This is a genomic window from Methylobacterium sp. J-070 (assembly GCF_022829385.1).
GTDB lineage: Bacteria > Pseudomonadota > Alphaproteobacteria > Rhizobiales > Beijerinckiaceae > Methylobacterium.
In genome coordinates this window covers 240326-261693 of sequence record NZ_JAKSXX010000123.1, presented here as the reverse complement: position 1 = coordinate 261693, position 21368 = coordinate 240326, and the positions used below count along the sequence as shown (strand labels likewise).

Here is a 21368-nt window from a genome sequence, read left to right as displayed (position 1 = left end):
GGTCCGTCATGAGGGAAGATTGCGTCAGACGAGCGCTTCCTGCTCGGCGAAGGCCCGGTCGACCTCGTCGCGCAGGAGCTCGGTGAGATGCCGCCGCATCGCCTCGGCCTCGGGCGAGAACGGGTCGCGCGGGCGGGCGAGGTCGTTGCGCACGATCGTCTTGATCCGCCCGGGCCGGGCGGTGAACACCACCACCCGGTCGGCGAGCGCCACCGCCTCGTCGATGTGGTGGGTCACGAACAGCACCGAGGCGCCGCTGTCGCGCCAGACGTCGAGGAGGAAGTCCTGCATCTTCTGGCGGGTCTGGACGTCGAGGGCCGCGAAGGGCTCGTCCATCAGCAGGACCTTCGGGCGCATGGCGAGCGCCCGGGCCACCGCCACGCGCTGGCGCATGCCGCCGGACAGCTCGTCGGGGCGCTTGTCGAAGGCCTCGGCGAGGCCGACCCGCTGGAGCGCGGCCCGGGCGATGCTTCGGCGCTCGGCCTCCGGCACGCCCTTCAGCGACAGGCCGAAGCTGACGTTCTGCCAGACGCTGAGCCAGGGCAGCAGCGAGGTCTCTTGGAAGATCAGGCTGCGCTCGGGCGACGGGCCGGTGACGGCCTCGCCGAAGGCCAGGAGCTCGCCCCCGGAGGCAGGTTCCAGCCCGGCGATCAGGTAGAGCAGCGTGCTCTTCCCGCAGCCGGAGGGGCCGAGGAACACCACGAACTCGCCCGGCCGCACGGTGAGGTCGATGTCGCGCAGGGCCTCGTGGGCGCGGGCGGTGCCGGCCGCCCAGACCTTGGCGACGCCCCGGCAGGAGACGGCGTCGACGGCAGCGGGGTCAGAGGCCAAGGGACGACCCCGCGTCGCGCGGCAGCCAGTAGAGCATCCGCCGCTGGACGACCCGGAACAGCAGGTCGAAGGCGAAGCCGAGCAGGCCGATCAGCGTGATGGTGAAGAACACGAGCGACGGGTTGAAGGTGTTGCGCGCCAGCATGATCACCTGGCCGAGCCCGTAGCCGACGCCGGTCGCCTCCGCGACGAGCACCACCATCCAGGCGCCGAACAGGTTGAGGCGCAACACTGCCAGCAGCCCCGGCAGGATCGCCGGCACGATCACCCGGGCGTAGATCTGGCGCTTCGACGCCCCCATGGTCCGGGCGACGTTGATGTAGTTCCGGTTGACCCCGTCGATCTGGTGGATTGTCGAGAGGACCATCGTGAAGAACAGGGCGATGAACACCATGAAGATCGCCGGGGCGTTGCCGATGCCGAACATGAAGATCGCCACCGGCAGCCACGCGATCGGCGAGACCGGGGCGAGCAGCGTGATGGTCGGCAAGGTCAGCCGCTCGACCAGCACGACGTAGCGGATCGCCACGCCGACCAGGATCGACAGGGTCGCGGCCAGGAACAGGCCCGCCAGCACCCGGCCCGTGGAGGCGAGCACGGTGATCAGGACCGCCATGGCGGGGCTCGGGCCGGCATTCATGCCGGTGCCGATCTGCCAGCGCTGGGCGGTGTTGAAGAAGCGCGCCTGCTCGACGAGGTTGCCGAGGAAGATGTGCGGCGGCGGCAGCAGCTTGGCATCGGCGATGCCGAACGCCCAGAGCAGCTCCCACAGGCCGGCGAAGCAGCCGACCGAGACCAGCATCCAGCCGGTCCGCTGCAGGAGCGGGACGAGGCCTTCGGGCAGCGCGATGCGCTGGATTAGGGGGAGGCGCGCCGGGCCGTGCGGGACGGCGGGTGCGCGGGCGAGATCGACGGCCATGCCGCTCAGGCCGACTTCAGCTTGAGCTTGCCGTAGAGATCCGGGTTCTCGGCGATGACCTGCTCCAGGAGCGTCCAGTCGATCGCGTCGCGGCCGGGCTTTTTCTTGATGTAGCCCATCTCGGCGACGGAATCGGTCCGGTCGAGGATGAACTGCGTCTGGTTGCGGGCGTCCACCACCGAGGGCTGCCGGCCCATGGCGAGCTGGGCGTTGCTCATGGAGGTCTTGTAGTAGGAGCCGACGAGGGTGTTCAGGGCGGACTGGGGGTCGCCCTCGGCCAGGGCCTGCGCCTTCATCATGCCCTTGATCAGGGCTCTGACCGCACCGGGGTTCTTGGCGATCAGCTCGTTGCGTACGGCGAGCACGCAGTCGGTGTAGCCCTTGCCGTAGATGTCGGTGCCGTCGGAGAGCTTCACGGCGCCCTTCACGTCGGTGAGCAGCGCGGTGCCGTAGGGCTCGATGGTCGAGATGATGTCGAGGGCGCCGGCACGGAAGGCCTCCACGGCCTCCGGGGTCGAGCCCATGTAGCGGACCGTGATGTCCTTGAAGGCGACGCCGTTCTTCTTCAGCCAGTCGTAGGGCAGCACCTCCAGCGTATCGAGCTGGAAGGTGCCGAGCGTCTTGCCCTTGAGCTTCTCCGGGCTGTCGAGGCCCGGCTGGGCCACCAGCACGCAGCCCTCGATGCCGCCGCCCGCCACGATCTTCACCGGGGCGCCCGCGTCGTAGAGGGCCATGAAGCTCGTATACGGCATCACGCCGGCATCGACCTGGCCCATGCCGAGGAAGGTGACCTGATCCGAGAAGGTCGGGGTGTTCACGAAATCGATGGTGAGGCCGTCATCCTTGGCGAGCTGCATCGCCTCGGCCAGGAAGAAGTTGAGGTTGCAGAACCCGGTCCCGTGGGTCGCCCGGATGCCGGTGGCCGCCGCGGCGCGGCCGACCATGCCCGGGCCCACCGCCAGGGTGAGTGCGGCGGCGGTGCCGCCGAGGAAGCGCCTGCGGCTGGGCTTGAACCGCGCGAAGTCGGGGACGCGGTAATCGCCGTGACGGTCGCACATATCGGCTCTCCTCGGGAGGCGGATGTCAGGGTCTTACGGACGGTGCGTGCCGGCGCCCCACCGGACGCGCGGGGTTGTGTGGCTCGGGACAGGGTCTGGTGGTCGGTGTCGTGGCGGTCGATGAGATCCGGTCACCCGGCACCTCATGGTCTCGACGGCACGCCAACCTGTAGCCGCCGCCGGGGGCGACGCTGCGCTGGTGGGATCTTCACAAGAAGCGTGCCATCGGCGCCCCCACCGTCGGTTGAGCGGCCCCGCCGGCCGCACCCTCACGATCTGTTGAGACGCCGGGCATGCCCGCGGCGGGGGCGAGACAGGTTTGAGGTCTCGGCGGGCCGGGCAGCGTGAAGGGGCGCGGGTCCCCTCTCCCGTGCGGAAGAGGGGGCCTGTCGCGCTCCGTCATCAGCGTCGGTCTCAGCGCGACGATGCGCGCATCGGAACCCGAGCGGGCAGAGGGCCGCACCTCGGTCTGCGGCCGCGTCGCCCCACGCGATGCGTCATCCGGCAGTCGCGAGACGTAAGATCCGATACGATAATTTTGACGTTCTCCGTCGAGGACCGCCCGTCGCGCGCACAAATGCTGCCAATATGCGCAAAGTCCTCGCCGACCTGCAGCCTCTTTGACCTTCCCGTCTTCCGGACGCCGACCGACAATCGCGTCCGCATTCCATGGGGGCTTCGGGGTCGATGACGCATCTCACGCGGCGCAGCTTCGTCGGCACGGCGGCGCTTCTCGCGGCGCCGGCTCTCATCCGGCCGGCCTACGCCGCCGACACCGTCAAGCTCGGCTGCCTGTTCTCGTCCTCCGGCACGATGGCCAATCTCGAGGGCCGGCTGAACCACGTGGTCCGCATGGCGGCCGACGAGATCAACGGCCGCGGCGGCGTCAACGGCCGCCAGATCGAGGTGGTGACCTCCGATCCCGCCTCGGACTGGCCGCTCTACGCGCAGGTCGGGCGGCAGATGCTGCAGCAGGAGAAGGTCGCCGCCCTGTTCGGGTGCTGGACCTCCGTGTCGCGCAAGTCGGTGCTGCCGGTGGTCGAGCAGAACGACGGCTTGCTGTTCTACCCGCTCCACTTCGAGGGCGACGAGAATTCCAAGAGCGTCGTCTACGTGAATTCGCCGCCCGCCAGCTCCGTGCTGCCGGCGGTGGACTACCTGATGGGCCCGGACGGGGTCGGCGCGAAGCGCTTCTTCATGATCGGCTCGGACTACGTCTGGCCACGCACCATCAACAAGCAGCTGAAGGGCTACTGGACGGGCAAGGGCATCCCCGAGACCGCGTGGCGCGAGGAATACGTGCCCTTCGGCTTCTCCAACTTCCAGACGCTGGTGAACCAGGTGCGCAGCTTCGCCAGCCAGCCCGGCGGCCAGCCGATCGTGGTGCTCACCGTCGTCGGATCTTCGATCCCCGACTTCCTGCGCGAGTTCGCCAACCAGGGCATCAGCGCCACCGACGTGCCGATCCTCGGCCTCGACATGGTGGAGGCCGATCTCGAAGGGCTCGATACCGGCAAGCTCGTCGGCCACCTGAACTGCTGGGCCTATCTCCAGGCCGCCAAAAGCGCGCGGAACACGACGTTCCTGTCCGACTGGGCGTCCTACGTGAAGGCCAAGAACGTCCCGTTCAGCGCCGATACGGTGATCGACCCGATGGTCTCGGCCTACGACAGCGTCCATCTCTGGGCGCTCGCCGCCGCCAAGGCCGGCTCCTTCGCGGTCCCGGAGGTGCGCAAGGCCTTCGCGGGCCTGCGCTTCGACGACCCGTCCGGCTACACGCTGACCATGACGGGGGAGAACAATTACGTCTCCCGCGGGGTCTTCATCGGGTCGGTCAACGAGAAGCGCGGCTTCGACGTGCTCTGGCAATCCCCCGATGCCCCGAAGCCGGTCCCGTTCAGCCCCTATGGCTGATCGGAGGCGGCGTCCGCGCCGCGCCGTCCTGGCGCTCGGCTGCCTCGCGCTCGCATGTCTCGCGATCCCCGCGAGGGCCGCGCCGCTCGACCGGGCGGCCTTCGCGGCAGCCCTCTGCGGCGACGCCGCCGCCCAGGTGCGCGGCGCCGAGGGCCTCGTCCAGGCCGGCGGCGCGCTGCCGGCCGACGATCTCGCCCGCGCCGGGCGGCTCCTCGGCGCGCTGGCCGAGCGCCGCCTGTCCTGCACGGCGGAGGGCGCGGTCCTGCTCGACCGCCCGGGCGCCCCCGAGGGCCGCGACGCCGTCACCGACGCGGTCCGGCCGGCCGCGGAGGCGCGCGCCCCCGTCCTCGGCCTGCGCCAGCGCGCCGCGATCGAGACCGCGCGCGGCGTCGTCGCCCTGCTGACCGGCCCGGACCCGGCCGCCCGCGCCGCCGGTCTCGCGGTGCTGGAGCGGCGCATCGCCGCCGTGCCGGAGGCGGTGCTCGACCGGGCGCGGGACGCGGAGACCGATGCCGCGCTGCGGGGGACGATCGCCGGCCTTGCCCAGGCGGCCGCCCTGTCGTCGCCCGATCCGGCCCGGCGCCTCGGGGCGATCGGCGCCGTGGCGGCGAGCCCGTCCGGGACCGCCCGGGCGCGGCTCGCGACCCTGAAGGGCGATCCGGCCTACGCGGCGGACCCGGCCTTCCGGGCGGCCGTCGATGCGGGGCTCGCGAAGGTCTCCCGCGCGGTGGCGATCGGGGACGGCCTCGCGGTCGTCTACAACGGGCTGAGCTTCGCCAGCATCCTGTTCATGGCGGCGGCCGGGCTGGCGATCATCTTCGGGTTGATGGGCGTCATCAACCTCGCCCAGGGCGAGTTCATAATGCTCGGCGCCTACGCCACCTACGGCGTGCAGGAGGTCTTCCGCCAATTCGCCCCCGCGCTGCTCGACCTCTATCTCGTGGCGGCGATCCCGGTGGCCTTCGGCGCCGTCGCCCTGGTGGGGATCGTGGTCGAGGCGCTGATCCTGCGCCACCTCTACCGGCGCCCACTGATGAGCCTGCTTGCCACCTGGGCGGTGAGCCTGTTCCTGGTGAACCTCATCCGCGTCACCGTCGGCACGCAGAACCTGCAATTCGCGATGCCGGCCTACGTGAGCGGCGGCGTGCCGCTCTACGCCGACTTCGTCGTCACCTGGAACCGCCTGTTCGCCATCGGCTTCGCGGCGGCGACGCTGGTCCTGACCCTGCTGATCCTGCGCCGCACGCCCCTCGGCCTCGACATCCGCGCGGTGACCCAGAATCGCGACATGGCCGCCTGCCTCGGCCTGCCGACCCGCCGGGTCGACCGCCTCGCCTTCGGGTTGGGCTCGGGGCTGGCAGGGCTCGCCGGGGTTGCGCTCTGCCCGATCTACAGCGTCAATCCCGGGATGGGATCGGGCTTCATCGTCGACAGCTTCATGGTCGTGGTGCTCGGCGGCGTCGGCAGCCTCATCGGGACCCTGGTGGCGGCCCTCGGGGTCGGGGGCGCCAACGTGCTGATCGAGCCGATCTCCGGCGCGGTCGCCGCCAAGGTGATCGTGCTCGTCGGGATCATCCTGTTCCTGCAGCGCCGGCCCGAGGGGCTGTTCGCGGTCCGGCGGCGGCGATGAGCGGCGCCCTCCAGACCGCCCTGCCGAGTTCCACCGGACCGGCGACGCGGGCCCTGCGCGATCCCCTGGTCGCCGGGCTCGTCGGCCTCTGCCTCGCCGCCGCCGCGGCGCTGCTGGTGGCGCCCCCCGCCCCCTACCTCGTCAATGCCGTGGGCCAGCTCGCCGCCTTCGCGATCCTGGCCGTCTCCCTCGACCTGGTCTGGGGCTATCTCGGCATCCTCAGCCTGGGACACGGGCTGTTCTTCGCCATCGGCGGCTACGTCTGCGCCATGCACCTGCTCGCCCACGGCGTCGCCGCGACCGGCGTGCTGCCGGACTTCGTGCAGTTCATGGGCTGGAAGAGCCTGCCGGCCTACTGGGCGGGCCTCGACCACGCCGCCTACGCCTTCGTGCTCGCGCTGGCGCTCGCCGGCCTCGTCGCCTTCGTGTTCGGGCTCGCCTCGTTCCGCTCCCGGGTCAACGGCGTCTACTTCTCGATCATCAGCCAGGCGCTCGTCTACGTCGCGATGCTGCTGATGTACCGCAACGATACCGGGCTCGGCGGCAACAACGGCATGACCGGCTTCCCGCTGCTGTTCGGCTGGCCGATGGGCGCGCCCGGCGTGGCCACCGGGCTGGCGGTCGCCACCCTGCTGGCGCTGGCCGCGGTGCTCGCGGGCGCCCGGCTCCTCGTCGGCAGCGCGCTAGGCCGCCGGATGCTCGCCTGCCGCGACGACGAGACCCGCCTGCGCACGCTGGGCTACAGCACCACCCGGCTGAAGCTCGGGATCTGGTGCCTCTCGGCCATGATCGCGGCGCTCGCCGGCATCCTCTACGTGCCGCAGGTCGGCATCATCAACCCGCGGGTGCTGGCGCCGGATCTGTCCATCGAGATCGCCGTCTGGGTGGCGATCGGCGGGCTGGGGCGGCTCGGCGGGGCGGTGATCGGCGCGATCCTCGTCAACGGCCTGAAGTTCTGGCTCAGCGCCGCGATGCCGGAGGCGTGGCCCTTCATCCTGTCGGGACTGGTGCTGCTCGTGGTGCTGGTCCTGCCGAACGGGCTCCTCGACCTCCCGGGCCTGCGCCTGCGCCCGACCTGGCTGCGGGCGGCCCGATGAGTGCGCTGGTGGTCGACGCCCTGACGGTCGCCTTCGGGCGGTTCACCGCCCTCGATGCCGTCTCCCTCGCGGTCGATCCCGGCGAGGTACGGGCCGTGATCGGGCCGAACGGCGCCGGCAAGACCACGCTGCTCGACGTCATCTCCGGCATCACCAAGCCGGTCTCCGGCCGCGTGACGCTCGGCGACGGGATCGACCTGACGAAGAGCTCCGAGGCCGCCATCGCCCGGGCCGGCGTGCGGCGCAAGTTCCAGAAGCCCAGCGTCTTCCCGGCGCTGACCGTGCGGGAGAACCTGGAGATCGGCTGCGGGCCGACCCTGAGCGGGCGGGCGCGCCCGGCCCGCATCGCCTCCGTCCTGGCGGAGATCGGCCTCGCTCCGCGCGCCGCGGTGCTGGCGGGACGCCTCGCCCACGGCGAGAAGCAGTGGCTGGAGATCGGCATGGTGCTCGCCGCCGAGCCCGCGCTCCTCCTCCTCGACGAGCCGGTGGCCGGCCTGTCCGACGCCGAGACGGCCCACACCGCCGCGTTGATCCGCGCGCTGCGGCGGCCGGACCGGGCGATCCTGGTGATCGAGCACGACATGGGCTTCGTCGAGGCCGTCGCCGACCGGGTGACGGTGCTGCACGAGGGCCGCACCCTCTACGAGGGCAGCATGCGCGGCGCCCGCGGCGACGCCCGCGTCATCGAGGTCTTCCTCGGCCGATGACGCCCGCACCGGCACGCCTCGCCGTCGAGGGGCTCGACCAGCATTACGGCAGCGCCCAGGTGCTGCGCGGGATCGACCTCGCCGTCGAGCCGGGGGCCTGCCTCGCCGTGCTCGGCCGCAACGGCGCCGGCAAGACCACGCTGCTGCGCTGCCTCACCGGCCTCATCCCGGCGAGCCGCGGCCGGATCGCCCTGGACGGGACCGAGCTGAGCCGCCTCTCGCCGGACCGGCGCGCCCGCTCGGGCCTCGCCTACGTGCCCCAGGGCCGCGAGATCTTCCCGGAGCTGACCGTCGCCGAGAACCTGCGGGTCGCTGCCCGCGCCCATGGGCTCGACCGCACCGACGCCGTGGACGAGGCCGTCGCCCTGTTCCCGGCCCTGCGCGGGCTCTGGCACCGCCCGGGCGGCAACCTCTCGGGGGGCCAGCAGCAGCAGCTCGCCATCGCCCGGGCGCTGGCCACCCGGCCCCGCGCCCTCCTCCTCGACGAGCCGACGGAGGGCATCCAGCCCTCGATCGTGGCCGCCATCGAGACCGTGATCGCCGGCCTGAAGGGGCGGATCACGGTGCTGCTCGTGGAACAGTATCTCGACTTCGCGCTCCGGGTCGCCGACGCGGTGGTGGTGCTGTCCCGGGGCAGCGTCGTCGAGCGCGGCGACCCGGCTGCGCTGAACCACGACACGCTCACCCGTCACATCGCCGTCTGACAGCCAGACAAGGAGACGCCGTGCCCACGCATCACGAGATCCCCGCCACCCCCGACACGATGGTGCTCGGCTATTTCGACGCCGCCCTGCCGCCGGTGCTCACCGTCGCGTCCGGCGACACCGTCACCCTGCACTCGCATCCGGCGGGCGGGCGCGAGTCGCTCCACCCCGATCCGGCCCGGGTGCCCGCCGACCTGCTGCAGGCCCTCGACACGCTGGAGCGCGGCCCCGGCCCGCACTTCGTCACCGGCCCGGTCCACGTGGAGGGCGCGGAGCCCGGCGACATGCTGCAGGTCGACATCCTCGACCTGAAGTTCCGCCTGGACTGGGGCTTCGTGGCGATCCTGCCGCTGCTCGGCACCCTGCCGGACGAGTTCACCGACTACGAGACGATCCACGCCGACATCGATACCGCCCGCGGCGTCTGCCGGCTGCCCTGGGGCACGGAGCTGCCCCTCGACCCGTTCTTCGGCATCCTGGGCACCGCCCCGCCCGCCGCCTGGGGGCGCGTCGGCACGCCGGTGCCCCGGGCCTTCGGGGGCAACATGGACAACAAGGAGATGCGGGTCGGCACGACCCTCTACCTGCCGGTGTTCAACCCCGGCGGCGGCTTCTACGCGGGCGACGGCCACGGCGTGCAGGGCGACGGCGAGGTCTGCATCACCGCCCTGGAGACCGGACTGACCGGCACCTTCCGGCTGACCGTGCGCAAGGATCTCCCGGGCGCGTGGCCCTTCGCCGAGACCCCCGACGACCTGATGAGCATCGGCCTGCACGAGAGCCTGGACGAGGCGATGCGGCAGGCGGTGCGCGAGATGGTCCGCCTCGTCTGTGCCCGGACCGGCCTCACCCGCAACCAGGCCTACATGCTGTGCTCCCTCGCCGGGAACCTGCGGATCACCCAGACGGTGGACGGCAACAAGGGCGTGCACATGCTCCTGCCCAAGGCCGCCCTCCACACGGATCCGTCCCGGGCGGCCTGAGGGGGCGGGCGGGCGTTCAGTTGGCGCTTCGCCCGAAGGCGAAGCGGCCGACACAGGCCGGAGCCCCGCGATGGCGCGGCCCTTGGTGCGGGGCCGTGCGGTCCGTCGCGGCTGTCCGCATCGGCTCCGGATGCAACGGCTGCACGAGCAGGGCGGCCCGGAGGCGCTGCACCTCCGCCCGGAGGCCGGCATTCTCCCGCTCGACGTCCTTGAGGCGGACGACGCCCGCGGGCTCCAGGCCGCCGAGCCGCCGGCGCCAGCGATAGAAGGTGCCGAGCGAGACATGGGCGCTCGCGCAGATCTCGGCGACCGGAATGCCGCGTTCGGCTTCCGTGAGCAGGAACGCGATCTCCTCATCCGTGTGCAGGGATCGACGCATGCAGGATCTCCCGGTTCGATAGCCTCGACTGAGTCCTCTGCAGGGGGCGAGCAAGAAGCGGACCGGCGGCTTCCCGCCGGGCCCCGTCACGGGCGTCGGGGTGCCCTGCGCGGGCGCGTCCCGCGAAAGGAGCCGATGCGCCGCGCGGCCCGGCGCGGGCCGTCGTCCGCGCCCTCGTGGGGATGCGGCAACTTGGACGCCGGCCCTGGGAGTCCGCCCGATCCCCCCTACCCTCGTCCCGGCTCCAAGGTTCATGCGCCGGCTGTCGATGCCGGCGCCGCATTCGGTCCGGAGGCCTGCGCGACGATGACCCAAGAACTGTCGGGCCTGCCGCCGGAAGCGTTCACGAAGCACGATCGTGCGCCCGATCCCCAGTTCTACGCGCAGCCCCGCTTCGTCACCCATATCGATGCCGCAGCGATCGCGGCCGTGACCGGCCTGTATCGGACGGTCGTCCCTGCGGGGGGTGTCGTCCTCGACCTGATGTCGAGTTGGGTCAGCCACCTGCCGGACGAGATCGCCTACGCCGACGTCATCGGTCACGGCCTGAATGCGGCGGAACTCGCCGCCAACCCCCGGCTCACCCGGCATTTCGTGCAGGACCTCAACGCCGAGCCGCACCTGCCCCTCGACACGGCCTGCGCCGATGCCGCCCTGGTCTGCGTCTCGGTGCAGTATCTGCAACGGCCGGTCGCCGTCCTGTCCGAGATCGCCCGCGTGCTGCGCCCCGGCGCCCCGGCGGTGATCAGCTTCTCGAACCGCTGCTTCCCGACCAAGGCGGTTGCCGTCTGGAACGCCCTCGACGGGGCGGGACACGCGCAACTCGTCAGGCTGTATCTGCAGCGCGCCGGCTTCGCCCGCATCGACGTACGCGTGCTGAGGCCCGAGGGCGGCTCCGGCGACCCCATGACGGCGGTGATCGGCTGGACCGCCGCGGCGTGAGGCGCCGGCGGTCCTGACGGCGGGTGCCTCACGACCCCGCGCCGGCGCGCTCCTCGCGGGTGCCGCGGGTGGCCGTCCCGGCCCGGTCGCGTGTCGGGAACCAGTTGCCGTGGAAGCCCGGCGGGATCCGGTGCCCGAGGTGGACGCTGGCGACGGGGGGCGCCTCGAACGCGCGCGCGTCGAGGACGGTGAAGTCCGTGGTGTCGCGCGCGGTGTCGATGACGAGACCGACGAGCCAGCCTTCGTCCTCGCCGGCCCCGGGGCGCGCCGGCACGAACACGAACTCCCCCGGGACGCGACGGCCGCCGAATTCGTGCACGCGGCGGGCGCCCGTCTCCAGGTCGTGCTTGTAGAGCTGCGTCGCACCGGAAAGCTGCGTGTTGCCGTCGGCGGGGACGCTGACCGTGTAGACGTAGCGGTGACGCTGCCCGAAGAGCCGCTCGTCGATGCGGGGGAATTCCTGGGCCGCAGGGTCGATCAGCCGCCGCTCGACCCGCTTCGCCGAAGGGTCGATCGTCCAGCGTTCGAGCCGGCCCGGCGCGTCGAGGCCGCCCCCGGCCGAGGCGAACACCGTCTCGTAGGCGACGACGTCGAGGATCACCCGCCCGTCCGCGTCGTCGTAGGCGTTGGCGGCGTGGAACACGAAGCAGGGCTCGACGGCGCACCATGCGATGTCGGCGCCGTCGCCCGTCCGGGGGAGGAGGCCCACGCGGGCCCGGTGGCCGGGGTTCCAGCGGAACGGGAAGCGGTAGCCGGCGAGCAGCGCCCGGAACGAGAACGTGACGGGCAGGTCCAGCACGATCGCGAAGCGTTCCGTAATCGCGCAGTCGTGGATGCAGGGGCCGTGCGCGACCGCGACCGGCACCTCCCGCACGACCCGCCCGGTCGGCGCGACGACGACGTGGCGGACGCTGTCCCAGACGCGGCCGTCGTAGGCGATCGCGTGGGTCTCGCCGGTCAGCGGATCGCGGTGCGGGTGTCCGGTGAAGGACCCGGCAAGCGTCCCGTCGAACGGGTCGTAGCGCTGCGCCTCGAGGGTCCGCGAGAGTTCGACGGGGAAGCTGCCGGCCTCCACCACCGCGAAGATCCGGCCGCCGATCTCGACGACGTTGGTGTTGACGGTGTCGTTGCCGCCCCGCCGCGGTCCGGGCGCGGCGGGCCGGCCCAGCGCTGCCGCGGCCGTGCGCGACCCGATCCAGCGGTTGCGGTACCACAGCGCCCGCCCGCCCTCGATCGCGAGGCCGTGCACCATGCCGTCGCCGAGGAACCAGTCGTGGCCCCGCGTCGCCGGGCGGACGGGGTTGGCTCCCATCTTGAGGTAGAGGCCGTCGAGCCCGGGCGGGATCGTCCCGGTCACGGGCAGGTCGTGCAGCGTCAGCTCCTCGCGCATCGGCTCGTGAACGCCGACCACGAAGGGGTTTTGCGTTCCGGGCAGGCGCAGCCGGTTGCAGGCCGCCACCAGGGCGACGCCGCCCTCGGCGGCGGCGCGGAAGGCGGACTGGACTGGGTTCGGCATCGGCAGCATTCCCCGGGTGACGTGGCAGGCCGGTGACCCTTCGGGGCGGCAACGCCCGGTTCCCGGCCGTCGAGGGCGGCCCCGGAGGCCGGCGCGCCCGGCGCCCCGACGCGGAGGTCCGATGGTGGCGCGGGGCCCGGGCCCGCATCGTGGCGGCCCGGATGTTAGGTGCGAGACCCCGCGCGCATCAATCCCGATGGCCGCGCGCCGTCCCGGATGGATCTGTCGCCGGTCTGCGGAGGAACCGGGCCTGACGACGGAAATTGGCTTACCGAGCCGGCGCTCACGCCGGCCGGGAGGATGACATGTCGAGCGATCTCGAGAAGCACCGCGCGCTGCTCAGCGCCCTCAAGGCCGCGCAGGGGAAGGGCGATGGCGCCTTCGAGCAGGCCGTCACGAACGCGTTCGAGCACGTCTTCGAACACCTGGGACGCCTGAACGATCACGTCTCCCTCGGTGGCCCCGAGGGCGGAGACCCCCACCTGAAGCCCGGCGAGTCGCCGACCCTGCGATAGCGGCGGTCCTCCGATCCGGGCAGTCAGGTGAGGAACGCGCCATGATCACGCTGTACACATGGTCGACCCCGAACGGTCGCAAGATCCCGATCATGCTGGAGGAATGCGGCCTGCCCTACACGGTGGTGCCGGTGAACATCGGCAAGGACGAGCAGTTCGCGCCCGACTTCCTGAAGGTCTCGCCGAACAACAAGATCCCCGCCATCGTCGATGATGCGGCCGAAGGCGGCCCGCAATCCGTGTTCGAGAGCGGCGCGATCCTCACCTACCTCGCCGAGAAGACCGGACGCTTCCTCGCGCCGTCCGGTCCCGACCGCTACCGGGCGATGGAGTGGCTGCATTGGCAGATCGGCGGTCTGGGCCCGATGCTGGGCCAGCTCGGCTTCTTCGCGGTGCGTTCCGACGAGAAGGCCCCGTTGGCCATCAAGCGCTTCACCGACGAGGCCGACCGCCTGCTGCACGTCATGGACCGGCGCCTCGGCGAAGGGCCCTACCTCGCGGGTGCGGACTACTCCATCGCCGACATCGCCTGCTACGCCTGGACCCTCGCGGCCACGTCGTTCCTGAAAGAGCCGCTCAGGGACACGCTGGGGAGCGTCCCGAACGTGCACGCGTGGCTGGCACGGGTCGGTGAGCGGCCGGCGGTCCAGCGCGGCATGGAGGTCCCCAGGACCTGAGCGTCAGACGACGCTCACCCGCACCCGGTGCCAGCAGGCGCAGAGGTAGCCCTTGTGGTTCCAGGTGTCGTCGGGCAGCGCCGGCTGGGTCTGTCCGGCCGAGTCCCAGGCCCGGACGGCGAGTTCGTGTTCCCCCGGCGGCAGGTCGAGCCCGGCCGTCCAGAAGGTCCAGGCGAACGGCGCATCGGGCTCGTGCTCCAGCGCGGCCTGCGCCCAGTTCCGTCCGCCGTCGCCGGAGACATCGACGCGGACGACGGCCCGGTCGCCCGCGATCGCGTAGCCCCGGACACGGTTCGCTCCGGCCTTGAGGGACGCGCCGCGTGCGGGCTCGCAGATCGCGGCGTTGAGCGGCATCGCGTCGATGGTGTGGCCCCGGACCGGGTCGGCGGTCTCAGGGGTCACGTCGGACGGGTACAGCTTGTAGTCGCCGGCCTGGATCGGATTGTCCGAGGGACGGTCCTGCACCGTGATGCGCCGCAGCCATTTTGGACTGCGCACGCCGGCGAAGCCCGGCACCACCGCCCTGACCGGGAAGCCGTGCTCGGGAAGAAGGGCCTCGCCGTTCATCGCGTAGGCGAGGAGGGTCTCAGGGGCCAGCGCCTTGGCGAGCGGGATGGAGACCCCGTAGGGATGACCCGCCACCCCGTCGTGGCTCTCGAAGGCGACGTGGCGGTCCGCCCCCTCCCCGGCTCCGGCCTCGCGCAGGACGTCGCCGAGGCGGACGCCCGTCCAGTCGGCCGTGCCGATGGCGCCCCCGTCCCAGGGGTCGCCCGAGACGGGGGCGACCGCGCGCATGTCGGCCCGCCGATTGCCGGCGCATTGCATCGTCGCCGTCACCGTGACCTCCCGGAAACGGCTGCGCAGGCCCCGCAGCGAGAGTTCCATCGCGGTGCCGACGTCGCCGTCGACGGTGAGACGCCACGTGTCCCGATCGAGCGCCGGCAGGTCGCCGTGGGAGCGGACGTAGAAGTCCGGCGCCGGGGTCCGGTAAGCTGTGCGCAGCCGGTCCAGGGGCGGCTCGGCGTTGTAGGGGCGGTCGCCGTGGACGATCAGGCGCGCCTTGCGCTCGGACAGGCTGGACATCGGGTCTCCGGCTCCGCGGGGTCACCGCGCAAACGCGCCATGGGCGCAGTCGCTCAACCCGCGCCGGGACAATTCGGAGCCGCCATCGCGCAGGTCGGTCACGGAGCGGATGACGCCGCTCGGCGCGACGGATGGCCGAACGCGCCCGGCCCGCCGCCCGGCACCTGGGCGGCACCTCCGCGACGCCGCGGCGCGGCGCCTGGACACGGCCGGCCGATCCCGACGGCCCGGAGGTGACGATCTGGAGGGGTCCGGTGGCGCGGCGCGCAGGGTCGTGTAGGAGGGAGTGACGACCCGGCCGACGGCGTCGCATTCCTCTCGTGTGCGGGTCACGCCTCATGCCTGCGAGCCGATGGTGGTGAGGTCCCGGATCGTCCCGGGCTTGGCGCTCGCCGCCGTCCTGTCGATGATCGCGACCCCACCCCGCGCGCAGACCCCGACGCTCGGCTTCGCCGGCCTCGCGCTCGGCCGCGACGTCGACCAGCACCTCAGTGCGATCCGCGACCGGGCGGACGCCCTGGCGGCGGCCGCGGCGAAGGTGCCCGCGGCGACCCTGAAGGCCGCCACGGCGCTCGTGGCCGACGAGGCCGCCTCGCCCGTCGGTCTGGTCGCGCGGCTGCTCCTTCTCTGGCTCGGCGGCTACCTCGCTGAGCGGCTGTTCTGGCACTGGTCCGCACCGTGGATGCAGCGGATCGTGGACAGCCCCCTCGCCACGGCACGCCAGAGAGTCGTGGCGCAGGCCCAGCGCCTGTTGTTCGCCCAGAGCCTCGTCCTCAGCTTCGCGGCCGGCGCCTGCCTCGCCTACCTCGTCGCGGCCCCTCGGGGTCTGGCGGGCGTCATGGCGCTCGATGCGCTTCTGGCCATCGTCGCCGTGCGCAGCGCCCGCGCGATCGGCCGCTTCCTGTTCGCGCCGGGCGGTCCGCGGCTGCGCCTCGTCGCCCTCCCGACGAACGCGGCGTGGCGGGCGCAGCATGGGGTCACGATCCTGGCTCTCACCGCGGCGACGGGGCTCCTCTGGACGACCCTGCTGCGTCTGGGCGGCGCGGATGCGGCGATCGCCGACTCCGTCACCAGCCTGACGCTGCTCCTCTGCGCCCTGGTGTGCCCGGCCGTGATCGGCAGCGTCGTCGCCTCCCTGCGCGGGACGGGGCGGCGGTCGCCCCGTCCGGTCGCCGTCGCCCTCGGACTCGTTCCCGCCGCCTCATGGCTGCTGGCCCAGGCCGCCCTCCCCGGGTCCGCCTGGGCGGTCCTGGTTCTGGGCCTCGCCCCCGCCCTGTCGCTGGCCCTGGGTGACGCGGCACGGACGGTGGCGTTCGGACCGAACCGCGCCGGCACGCTGACGCGCGAGGAACGCATCGTCGCGCGGGTCGCGCGCAACGTCGCGCTGATCGCGGCCCTGCTGCTCCTCGTCGAGGGTCTCCCGGGGGCCGATCAGGGGCTGGGCTTCACGATGACCAGCGCGATCGTGTCCGCGCTGTTGATCCTCCTCGGAACCGACCTGGCTTGGCAGGTCGCCCGCAGCATCATCGACCGCGGCCTCGCCCATGTGGGCGGCGAACAGCACGCGGACCGCCTCGCCACGGTGCTGCCCGCCGTGCGCACGGTCGTGTTCGTCGCGCTTTCGATCACCGCCGCCCTGAGCATCGCCTCCGCGTTCGGCCTGCAGATCGGTCCGCTCCTCGCGGGCGCCGGCGTGGTCGGTCTGACGATCGGCTTCGGGGCACAGGCGCTCGTCCGGGACATCATCTCGGGCTTCTTCCTGCTGCTCGACGACGCCTTCCGGGTCGGCGAAACCATCGAGAGCGGCAGCCTGCAAGGCCAGGTGGAGGCCTTCTCGCTGCGCTCCGTCCGCCTGCGCGACGACAACGGCCACATGCACACGGTCGCGTTCGGCGAGTTGAAGGCGGTGACGAACTTCTCGCGCGACTGGGCAGGCCTGGAGGTACCGGTCTACGTGCCCCTCGGCGTGCCCTACGCGGTCCCGGCAGGCGTCATCGAGGCGGCCGTCGCCGAGATCGAGGCCGACGCGACGTTGAGTGCCCTGCTGATCTCGCCACCCCGCTTCCTGGGTGCGACCGCGCTGTCGGAATCATCCGTCCGGTTTGCGGTGCTGATCCGGACCGTGCCCGGCAGCCAAGCCAGGATCAGATCGGAGTTGCTCCGCCGGATCCTGTCGAACGCGGCCACGTCGGGGATCCTCCTGGGCACGGGCTCATCCGTCGCCTGATGCCGCCGGTACGGTCACGTTCGGAGCATCGCGGCGGAACACGGCGCCCGGACCAATCGGGGCCATGAGCGGAAGCCGTGGCCGCGTCCCCGCACGCCCCTCGGACCCGTGACGAAGCGGGATGCGCGGCGATCCGACCCGGCACGGACGTCCTCACTGCGCCTCCGCCTGCAGGAAATCCTGGCGCAGCTGCAGCAGATCGGCGTCCGCCACGTCCGAGACGGCGCAGAACGTGAACCCGTTCGACGTCCACCAGACCATGTTGTACCCGCGCTCGCTGTAGGTTTGCGCGGCCGTCTCGCGGGCGGGCCACACGAAGACATTGATGACGTGCCCGTGGCGCCGATAGACGACGACCGGCACCGGGCGTCCGGCGATGTAGTCGAGCCGCCCGCCGATCAGGGGGAAGCCCTGCGCGGCGAGGTCGATGACGGGCGGCGAGACGTCGGCCTTGCCGTTGAACCACGGCTTGACCGTGTGTCGGTCCGAGGTCTGCACGTCGGTGAGGTGATCCACCAGCAACGACCGGACGTGGCTCGCCACGATCTCGTCCTGAAGCGACGAGCTCGAATGCGGGACCGCGAGCACCAGGAAGAGGCCGGCGGCCAGGACGGCGGCCGAAGGGACGAAGCTCCAGCGCCGGACGAAGCCGAGGACCTGGGTCGTCTGCCGACGCGGGTCGCGCTTCGGCCGCGCGCTCATTTGCGCGACGGCCTCCACCACCTGCGCGCGGACGTGTTCCGGGACCGGCCACGCGACGCCCTCCTGTCCCATCGTCCGCCGCGAGGACGTGAACCGCTCGACCTCGGCGCGGCAATGCGGGCAGGCGGCCAGATGGGCCTCGAACGCGAGGGTGTTGGCCGCGTCGAGTTCGCCGTCGATGAAGCCATGCAGCGTCGCAGCCCAGGGCGCGCAGCCGTCAGGTCCGGGGGTCCTCACGGGCGAGCCCTCCCGATCCCGGAATCCTCGGTCCAGGCTGCAGCGAAGGCGCCCCTCGCCCGTGCCAGGCGCGACATCACCGTTCCGATCGGCAGCGCCGTCACCGCTGCGATCTCCCGGTAGGAGAGGTTTTCGAGCTCGCGCAGCACGAGGACTTCGCGCAGGGCCCGCGGCAGCCCGAGGAGCACGCCTCGCACACGCCCCGCCTCCGTCTTGCGGATCAGAGCTGCCTCGGGGGTGTCCTCCTCGGAGACGACCCGGTCGAGCGCCGACCCACCCTCGAAATCGTCGTCGTCGGCGGCATCGGGATCGGCCACGTAGCGGGCGGTCCGGGCCCGGGCCGCGTGCCAGTCGTGATGGCAGTTGCGCACGATCGCGAACAGCCACGCCCTGACGTTGCCGTCCCGGAAGCTGCCGAAATGCCGGCAGGCCTTCAGGAAGGCGTCCTGTACGATATCGTGAGCGGCGTCGGCATCGCGACTGAGGAAGCGGGCGAAGCTGTAGGCCGCGTCCAGTTGCGGGAGCACCAGCCGCCGAAACCGCTCGCTGGCCTCGGCGTCGAGAACCGGGCGCGCCTCGTCGTGGGCGACCGAGGCCGCTTTGATCAACTGCACGGCGAACGCGAGGACCCGCGACACCGGCCGGCGGCCGCGAGGCGCGACGATCCACGCCCAGGCATGGTCGAGCGCGTCGGCGCGCGCGTCCCAGCATCCCGCGAGCCAATCGAACGGCATCGCCGGACCCGCGCGGTAAGCCGCCGTCGCCCCGTGCAGATCGGGCACGCCCATCGGTTCGTTCGCCATCGCCCTCGCTCGCTTCTCGTGCCGTCACGCGGCTCGGTGCAGGCCTCTCCGTGCGAGACAGTCCGCAGCCGCGATTTATTCTCCGCCCGCGTCGCTTCCGTAACCACGATCGAAACGACAGGACCCAGCGAATAAATCGCCGCCGCTCGCAGTCTCTCCCAGTAGTGAGGAGCGGCATTGCCTGGCTGCACACCGGAGACGAGCCTCTTCTTCGGACCGAATGCCCGGCGAAGCGCGCCTGCCCTCACCCCTTGAGATCCGACATTCACATAGGAGAGGGTACCGATGGTGACTTTATCTCGCCGGGCCGCGTGCGCGGCCCTGGGCGCGGCGGCGGCGTTCGGCCTGAACCGGCCCCTGCGCTTCATTCCCGACGCCCGCGCCACGCCGGTTGAGCCGACCGTGGGCTTCCACCGATTCAAGGTCGGCTCGGTCGAGGTCACGGCCGTCTACGACGGCATCTGGCGAAAGCCGCACGATCCGGCCTTCATCCGGGACGTGACGGTCGACCAGACCAAGGCGGCGCTGGAGAAGGCGGGCCTGGCCTCGGACTTCATGCCGATCCCGCTGACCGTCTTCGTGCTCAAGCTCGGCGATCGCTACGTCCTGTGCGACGCGGGCTCCGGCGTCGGGCAGTGGCAGGCCAACGCCACGCACCTGCCCGGCAACATGGCGGCGGCGGGCATCGACCACACCAAGATCGACACCGTTCTCGTCTCGCACTTCCACCCCGACCACGTCTGGGGGCTGATGCAGAAGGGCACGAACGCGCCGACCTTTCCGAACGCCGAACTGGTCGTCAGCAGCACGGAGTACCGGTGGTGGACCGATCCGGAGCGGCTCGGGAAGCTGCCGGAGGGTCGGCGCGGCGCGGGCAAGCGGATCGCGGACGTGTTCCCGACCTGGAAGAACTGGCGTCTGGTGGAGGACGGCTCCGAGGTCGCGCCCGGCGTCCGGCTCGTGTTCGCCCCGGGCCACACGCCCGGCCACTCCGCGCTGCTGGTGTCCTCCGGCGCGGACCAGCTGATGATCTCGGCCGACACGATGTACGTGCCCGCCCTGCTCGCGCCCCATCCCGATTGGCAGGGCGCCTACGACCAGGACGGGCCGATGGCTGTCGGCACCCGCCGCATGCTCGTCGACCGCATCATCGCCGACAAGGTGTCGATCTGCGGCTCGCACTTCCCGTTCCCCGGCTTCGGCACCTTCGTCAGGGACGGCAACGCCTACGCCTTCACCCCCGTGGAAGCCTGAACCCGCCCGATACACAAGGAAGCCAGACCATGACTTACAGAACCTCCCTGCGTGCCGTCGCGTTGGCGGCCGGCCTCACGGCGACCCTGCTCACCGCGTCGCGTCCGGCCTTCGCGGTCGATGACGACTCGGCGAGCGGATCGGTCGACCTCACCTCCGTGCGCGCGAAGATCGCCGCCAAGAACTACGAGGCGGCTCTGACCGAGCTGCGCGACCTGGCCGAGGACAACCAGCAGGCGGAGGTCTACAACCTGCTCGGCTTCACCCTGCGCAAGACCGGCGATCTCAAGACGTCGCTGACCTACTACACGAAAGCCCTCGACCTGAGGCCGGACTTCAGGGCCGCACGCGAGTATCTCGGCGAATTGTACGTCGAGATGGGCGACATGGCCAAAGCGAGGGACCAGCTTGCCGCACTCGGGAAGCTCTGTCCCGGCGGCTGCGAGGAGCGCGCGGACCTCGAGAAAGCGATCGCCGCGAAGGTCGGCGGCTGATCCCCGCTGGGCCCGTCACCGTCACCGGTCCCGGGCCCGGCCCTCATCGACCGGGAGGTCGCCATGATCCACGCGTTTCGCGCCGTCCCCGCCCCCGTGGCCGACGGCCTCCTCCTGCTCGCACGGCTTCTGCTCGCCTGGATCTTCCTCCACGAGGGGTTCGTCCTGGCGGCGAACGTCGATGCCGCCTTCACGGCCATGGGCAAGCTCGGCGTGCCGGCCTCGCTGGCAACCGCGACCATCCTGCTCCAGCTCGGCGCGGGGCTCGCGGTCGCGACAGGCTGGCAGACGCGCGCGGCCGCGCTGTCGCTCTGCCTCTTCTGCCTTGCCACCGCCGTCCTGTTCCATACCAACTTCGCCGCGCGGAACGAGGTCCTGCACTTCGAGAAGGATCTCGCGATCGCCGGCGGCCTGTGCGCCCTCATGGTCGTCGGCGCCGGCCGGTTCTCTGTCGACGGCCTCGTCAGATCGCTGCGGACGGCGGCCGCGGAGACGCCGCCGGGGGGCGCTTCGTAGAGCGTTCTCTTCCTGATTTGGATCCCGACGCGCAACGCGCTCTCCTCCCCCTTGCGGGGAGGGGATGCGCGCTCAGAGCGTCGAGCGCGTGATCCAATTCAAACCGACAATATTTTAAGAGCCGCCGATCCCGACAGGCGCGGCCCATCAATCTGGCGGCAGGAGGAAATCAAATTCACC

At 71.7% G+C, this 21368-nt stretch carries 21 protein-coding genes; 13 read left to right on the top strand and 8 right to left on the bottom strand.

All coding sequences use genetic code 11. The annotated features are described in order from the left end of the window. Positions 1-24 precede the first annotated feature (24 nt). From MKL01_RS11740 to MKL01_RS11730, 3 genes are read right to left on the bottom strand one after another with little or no spacing between them, the layout of a single operon-like run. A complete protein-coding gene (locus MKL01_RS11740) occupies positions 25-831 on the bottom strand; it encodes an ABC transporter ATP-binding protein (RefSeq protein ID WP_243905387.1) in 807 nt (268 codons plus the stop codon). Further along, positions 821-1750: an ABC transporter permease gene (locus MKL01_RS11735; RefSeq protein ID WP_243905386.1), complete on the bottom strand. Its 930-nt coding sequence runs from the start codon at positions 1748-1750 to the stop codon at positions 821-823. Before MKL01_RS11735 ends, MKL01_RS11740 begins: the two co-directional genes overlap by 11 nt. Positions 1751-1755: 5 nt before the next feature. Further along, positions 1756-2808: an ABC transporter substrate-binding protein gene (locus tag MKL01_RS11730; protein WP_243905385.1), complete on the bottom strand. Its 1053-nt coding sequence runs from the start codon at positions 2806-2808 to the stop codon at positions 1756-1758. 687 nt (positions 2809-3495) lie between these two features. Here MKL01_RS11730 and MKL01_RS11725 point away from each other — a divergent pair. The 6 genes from MKL01_RS11725 to MKL01_RS11700 are packed head-to-tail and all read left to right on the top strand — an operon-like array spanning position 3496 to position 9843. After that, positions 3496-4722: a transporter substrate-binding protein gene (locus MKL01_RS11725; protein WP_243905384.1), complete on the top strand. Its 1227-nt coding sequence runs from the start codon at positions 3496-3498 to the stop codon at positions 4720-4722. Next, on the top strand, positions 4715-6352 hold the full coding sequence (gene urtB / locus MKL01_RS11720) for an urea ABC transporter permease subunit UrtB (RefSeq protein ID WP_243905383.1): 1638 nt from the start codon (positions 4715-4717) through the stop codon (positions 6350-6352). Before MKL01_RS11725 ends, urtB begins: the two co-directional genes overlap by 8 nt. Then, complete coding sequence (gene urtC, locus MKL01_RS11715) at positions 6349-7449, top strand: urea ABC transporter permease subunit UrtC (protein WP_243905382.1); 1101 nt, start codon at positions 6349-6351, stop codon at positions 7447-7449. The genes urtB and urtC overlap by 4 nt, the downstream gene beginning before the upstream one ends. Beyond that, the gene (locus MKL01_RS11710; RefSeq protein ID WP_243905381.1) at positions 7446-8156 is read left to right on the top strand and encodes an ATP-binding cassette domain-containing protein; all 711 of its coding nucleotides are present in this window, start codon (positions 7446-7448) and stop codon (positions 8154-8156) included. Before urtC ends, MKL01_RS11710 begins: the two co-directional genes overlap by 4 nt. Continuing rightward, the gene (gene urtE / locus MKL01_RS11705) at positions 8153-8860 is read left to right on the top strand and encodes an urea ABC transporter ATP-binding subunit UrtE (protein ID WP_243905380.1); all 708 of its coding nucleotides are present in this window, start codon (positions 8153-8155) and stop codon (positions 8858-8860) included. Before MKL01_RS11710 ends, urtE begins: the two co-directional genes overlap by 4 nt. Positions 8861-8880: 20 nt before the next feature. Then, complete coding sequence (locus tag MKL01_RS11700) at positions 8881-9843, top strand: acetamidase/formamidase family protein (protein WP_243905379.1); 963 nt, start codon at positions 8881-8883, stop codon at positions 9841-9843. Positions 9844-9859: 16 nt separating this feature from the next. Here MKL01_RS11700 and MKL01_RS11695 read toward each other — a convergent pair whose 3' ends face one another. After that, complete coding sequence (locus tag MKL01_RS11695) at positions 9860-10222, bottom strand: transposase (protein WP_243905378.1); 363 nt, start codon at positions 10220-10222, stop codon at positions 9860-9862. A 306-nt stretch (positions 10223-10528) separates the two neighbouring features. Here MKL01_RS11695 and MKL01_RS11690 point away from each other — a divergent pair, with 306 nt between their 5' ends. Continuing rightward, a complete protein-coding gene (locus MKL01_RS11690) occupies positions 10529-11164 on the top strand; it encodes a class I SAM-dependent methyltransferase (RefSeq protein ID WP_243905377.1) in 636 nt (211 codons plus the stop codon). A gap of 28 nt (positions 11165-11192) precedes the next feature. On the opposite strand, the gene MKL01_RS11685 is transcribed toward MKL01_RS11690, so the two are convergent. Continuing rightward, on the bottom strand, positions 11193-12680 hold the full coding sequence (locus tag MKL01_RS11685) for a carotenoid oxygenase family protein (RefSeq protein ID WP_243905376.1): 1488 nt from the start codon (positions 12678-12680) through the stop codon (positions 11193-11195). Between the two features lie 305 nt (positions 12681-12985). On the opposite strand from MKL01_RS11685, the gene MKL01_RS11680 reads away from it, so the two are divergent. Together MKL01_RS11680 and MKL01_RS11675 are read left to right on the top strand one after the other, a co-directional pair. After that, on the top strand, positions 12986-13195 hold the full coding sequence (locus MKL01_RS11680; protein WP_243905375.1) for a hypothetical protein: 210 nt from the start codon (positions 12986-12988) through the stop codon (positions 13193-13195). A gap of 41 nt (positions 13196-13236) precedes the next feature. Next, complete coding sequence (locus tag MKL01_RS11675; RefSeq protein ID WP_243905374.1) at positions 13237-13872, top strand: glutathione S-transferase family protein; 636 nt, start codon at positions 13237-13239, stop codon at positions 13870-13872. A gap of 3 nt (positions 13873-13875) precedes the next feature. Here the strand turns inward: MKL01_RS11675 and MKL01_RS11670 are convergent, their stop codons facing one another. Further along, positions 13876-14955, bottom strand: a complete 1080-nt coding sequence (locus tag MKL01_RS11670; protein WP_243905373.1) for a molybdopterin-dependent oxidoreductase — start codon at positions 14953-14955, stop codon at positions 13876-13878. A gap of 358 nt (positions 14956-15313) precedes the next feature. On the opposite strand from MKL01_RS11670, the gene MKL01_RS35975 reads away from it, so the two are divergent. After that, positions 15314-17182 (top strand): mechanosensitive ion channel domain-containing protein, encoded by a 1869-nt coding sequence (locus tag MKL01_RS35975; RefSeq protein WP_243905372.1) that lies wholly within the window; start codon positions 15314-15316, stop codon positions 17180-17182. A 153-nt stretch (positions 17183-17335) separates the two neighbouring features. On the opposite strand, the gene MKL01_RS11660 is transcribed toward MKL01_RS35975, so the two are convergent. Next, positions 17336-18121, bottom strand: coding sequence for an anti-sigma factor family protein (locus tag MKL01_RS11660; protein ID WP_243905371.1), 786 nt, complete (start codon positions 18119-18121; stop codon positions 17336-17338). After that, positions 18118-18924, bottom strand: a complete 807-nt coding sequence (locus tag MKL01_RS11655) for a sigma-70 family RNA polymerase sigma factor (protein ID WP_243905370.1) — start codon at positions 18922-18924, stop codon at positions 18118-18120. Before MKL01_RS11655 ends, MKL01_RS11660 begins: the two co-directional genes overlap by 4 nt. A 285-nt stretch (positions 18925-19209) precedes the next feature. Here MKL01_RS11655 and MKL01_RS11650 point away from each other — a divergent pair, with 285 nt between their 5' ends. From MKL01_RS11650 to MKL01_RS11640, 3 genes are all read left to right on the top strand, one after another. Beyond that, a complete protein-coding gene (locus MKL01_RS11650; protein ID WP_243905369.1) occupies positions 19210-20178 on the top strand; it encodes an MBL fold metallo-hydrolase in 969 nt (322 codons plus the stop codon). 29 nt (positions 20179-20207) lie between these two features. Continuing rightward, entirely contained in the window at positions 20208-20672 is a 465-nt protein-coding gene (locus MKL01_RS11645) for a tetratricopeptide repeat protein (protein ID WP_243905368.1), read from the top strand. Between the two features lie 63 nt (positions 20673-20735). Beyond that, on the top strand, positions 20736-21188 hold the full coding sequence (locus MKL01_RS11640) for a DoxX family protein (protein WP_243905367.1): 453 nt from the start codon (positions 20736-20738) through the stop codon (positions 21186-21188). The last annotated feature ends 180 nt before the right edge of the window (positions 21189-21368 follow it).

Excerpts from the sequence above, each read along its gene's own strand:
- MKL01_RS11735 (WP_243905386.1), bottom strand. The coding sequence starts at position 1,750 with ATGGCCGTCGATCTCGCCCGCGCACCCGCCGTCCCGCACGGCCCGGCG.
- MKL01_RS11730 (WP_243905385.1), bottom strand. The coding sequence starts at position 2,808 with ATGTGCGACCGTCACGGCGATTACCGCGTCCCCGACTTCGCGCGGTTC.
- MKL01_RS11725 (WP_243905384.1), top strand. The coding sequence starts at position 3,496 with ATGACGCATCTCACGCGGCGCAGCTTCGTCGGCACGGCGGCGCTTCTC.
- urtB (WP_243905383.1), top strand. The coding sequence starts at position 4,715 with ATGGCTGATCGGAGGCGGCGTCCGCGCCGCGCCGTCCTGGCGCTCGGC.
- urtC (WP_243905382.1), top strand. The coding sequence starts at position 6,349 with ATGAGCGGCGCCCTCCAGACCGCCCTGCCGAGTTCCACCGGACCGGCG.
- MKL01_RS11710 (WP_243905381.1), top strand. The coding sequence starts at position 7,446 with ATGAGTGCGCTGGTGGTCGACGCCCTGACGGTCGCCTTCGGGCGGTTC.
- urtE (WP_243905380.1), top strand. The coding sequence starts at position 8,153 with ATGACGCCCGCACCGGCACGCCTCGCCGTCGAGGGGCTCGACCAGCAT.
- MKL01_RS11695 (WP_243905378.1), bottom strand. The coding sequence starts at position 10,222 with ATGCGTCGATCCCTGCACACGGATGAGGAGATCGCGTTCCTGCTCACG.
- MKL01_RS11690 (WP_243905377.1), top strand. The coding sequence starts at position 10,529 with ATGACCCAAGAACTGTCGGGCCTGCCGCCGGAAGCGTTCACGAAGCAC.
- MKL01_RS11685 (WP_243905376.1), bottom strand. The coding sequence starts at position 12,680 with ATGCCGAACCCAGTCCAGTCCGCCTTCCGCGCCGCCGCCGAGGGCGGC.
- MKL01_RS11680 (WP_243905375.1), top strand. The coding sequence starts at position 12,986 with ATGTCGAGCGATCTCGAGAAGCACCGCGCGCTGCTCAGCGCCCTCAAG.
- MKL01_RS11675 (WP_243905374.1), top strand. The coding sequence starts at position 13,237 with ATGATCACGCTGTACACATGGTCGACCCCGAACGGTCGCAAGATCCCG.
- MKL01_RS11670 (WP_243905373.1), bottom strand. The coding sequence starts at position 14,955 with ATGTCCAGCCTGTCCGAGCGCAAGGCGCGCCTGATCGTCCACGGCGAC.
- MKL01_RS11655 (WP_243905370.1), bottom strand. The coding sequence starts at position 18,924 with ATGGCGAACGAACCGATGGGCGTGCCCGATCTGCACGGGGCGACGGCG.
- MKL01_RS11650 (WP_243905369.1), top strand. The coding sequence starts at position 19,210 with ATGGTGACTTTATCTCGCCGGGCCGCGTGCGCGGCCCTGGGCGCGGCG.
- MKL01_RS11645 (WP_243905368.1), top strand. The coding sequence starts at position 20,208 with ATGACTTACAGAACCTCCCTGCGTGCCGTCGCGTTGGCGGCCGGCCTC.
- MKL01_RS11640 (WP_243905367.1), top strand. The coding sequence starts at position 20,736 with ATGATCCACGCGTTTCGCGCCGTCCCCGCCCCCGTGGCCGACGGCCTC.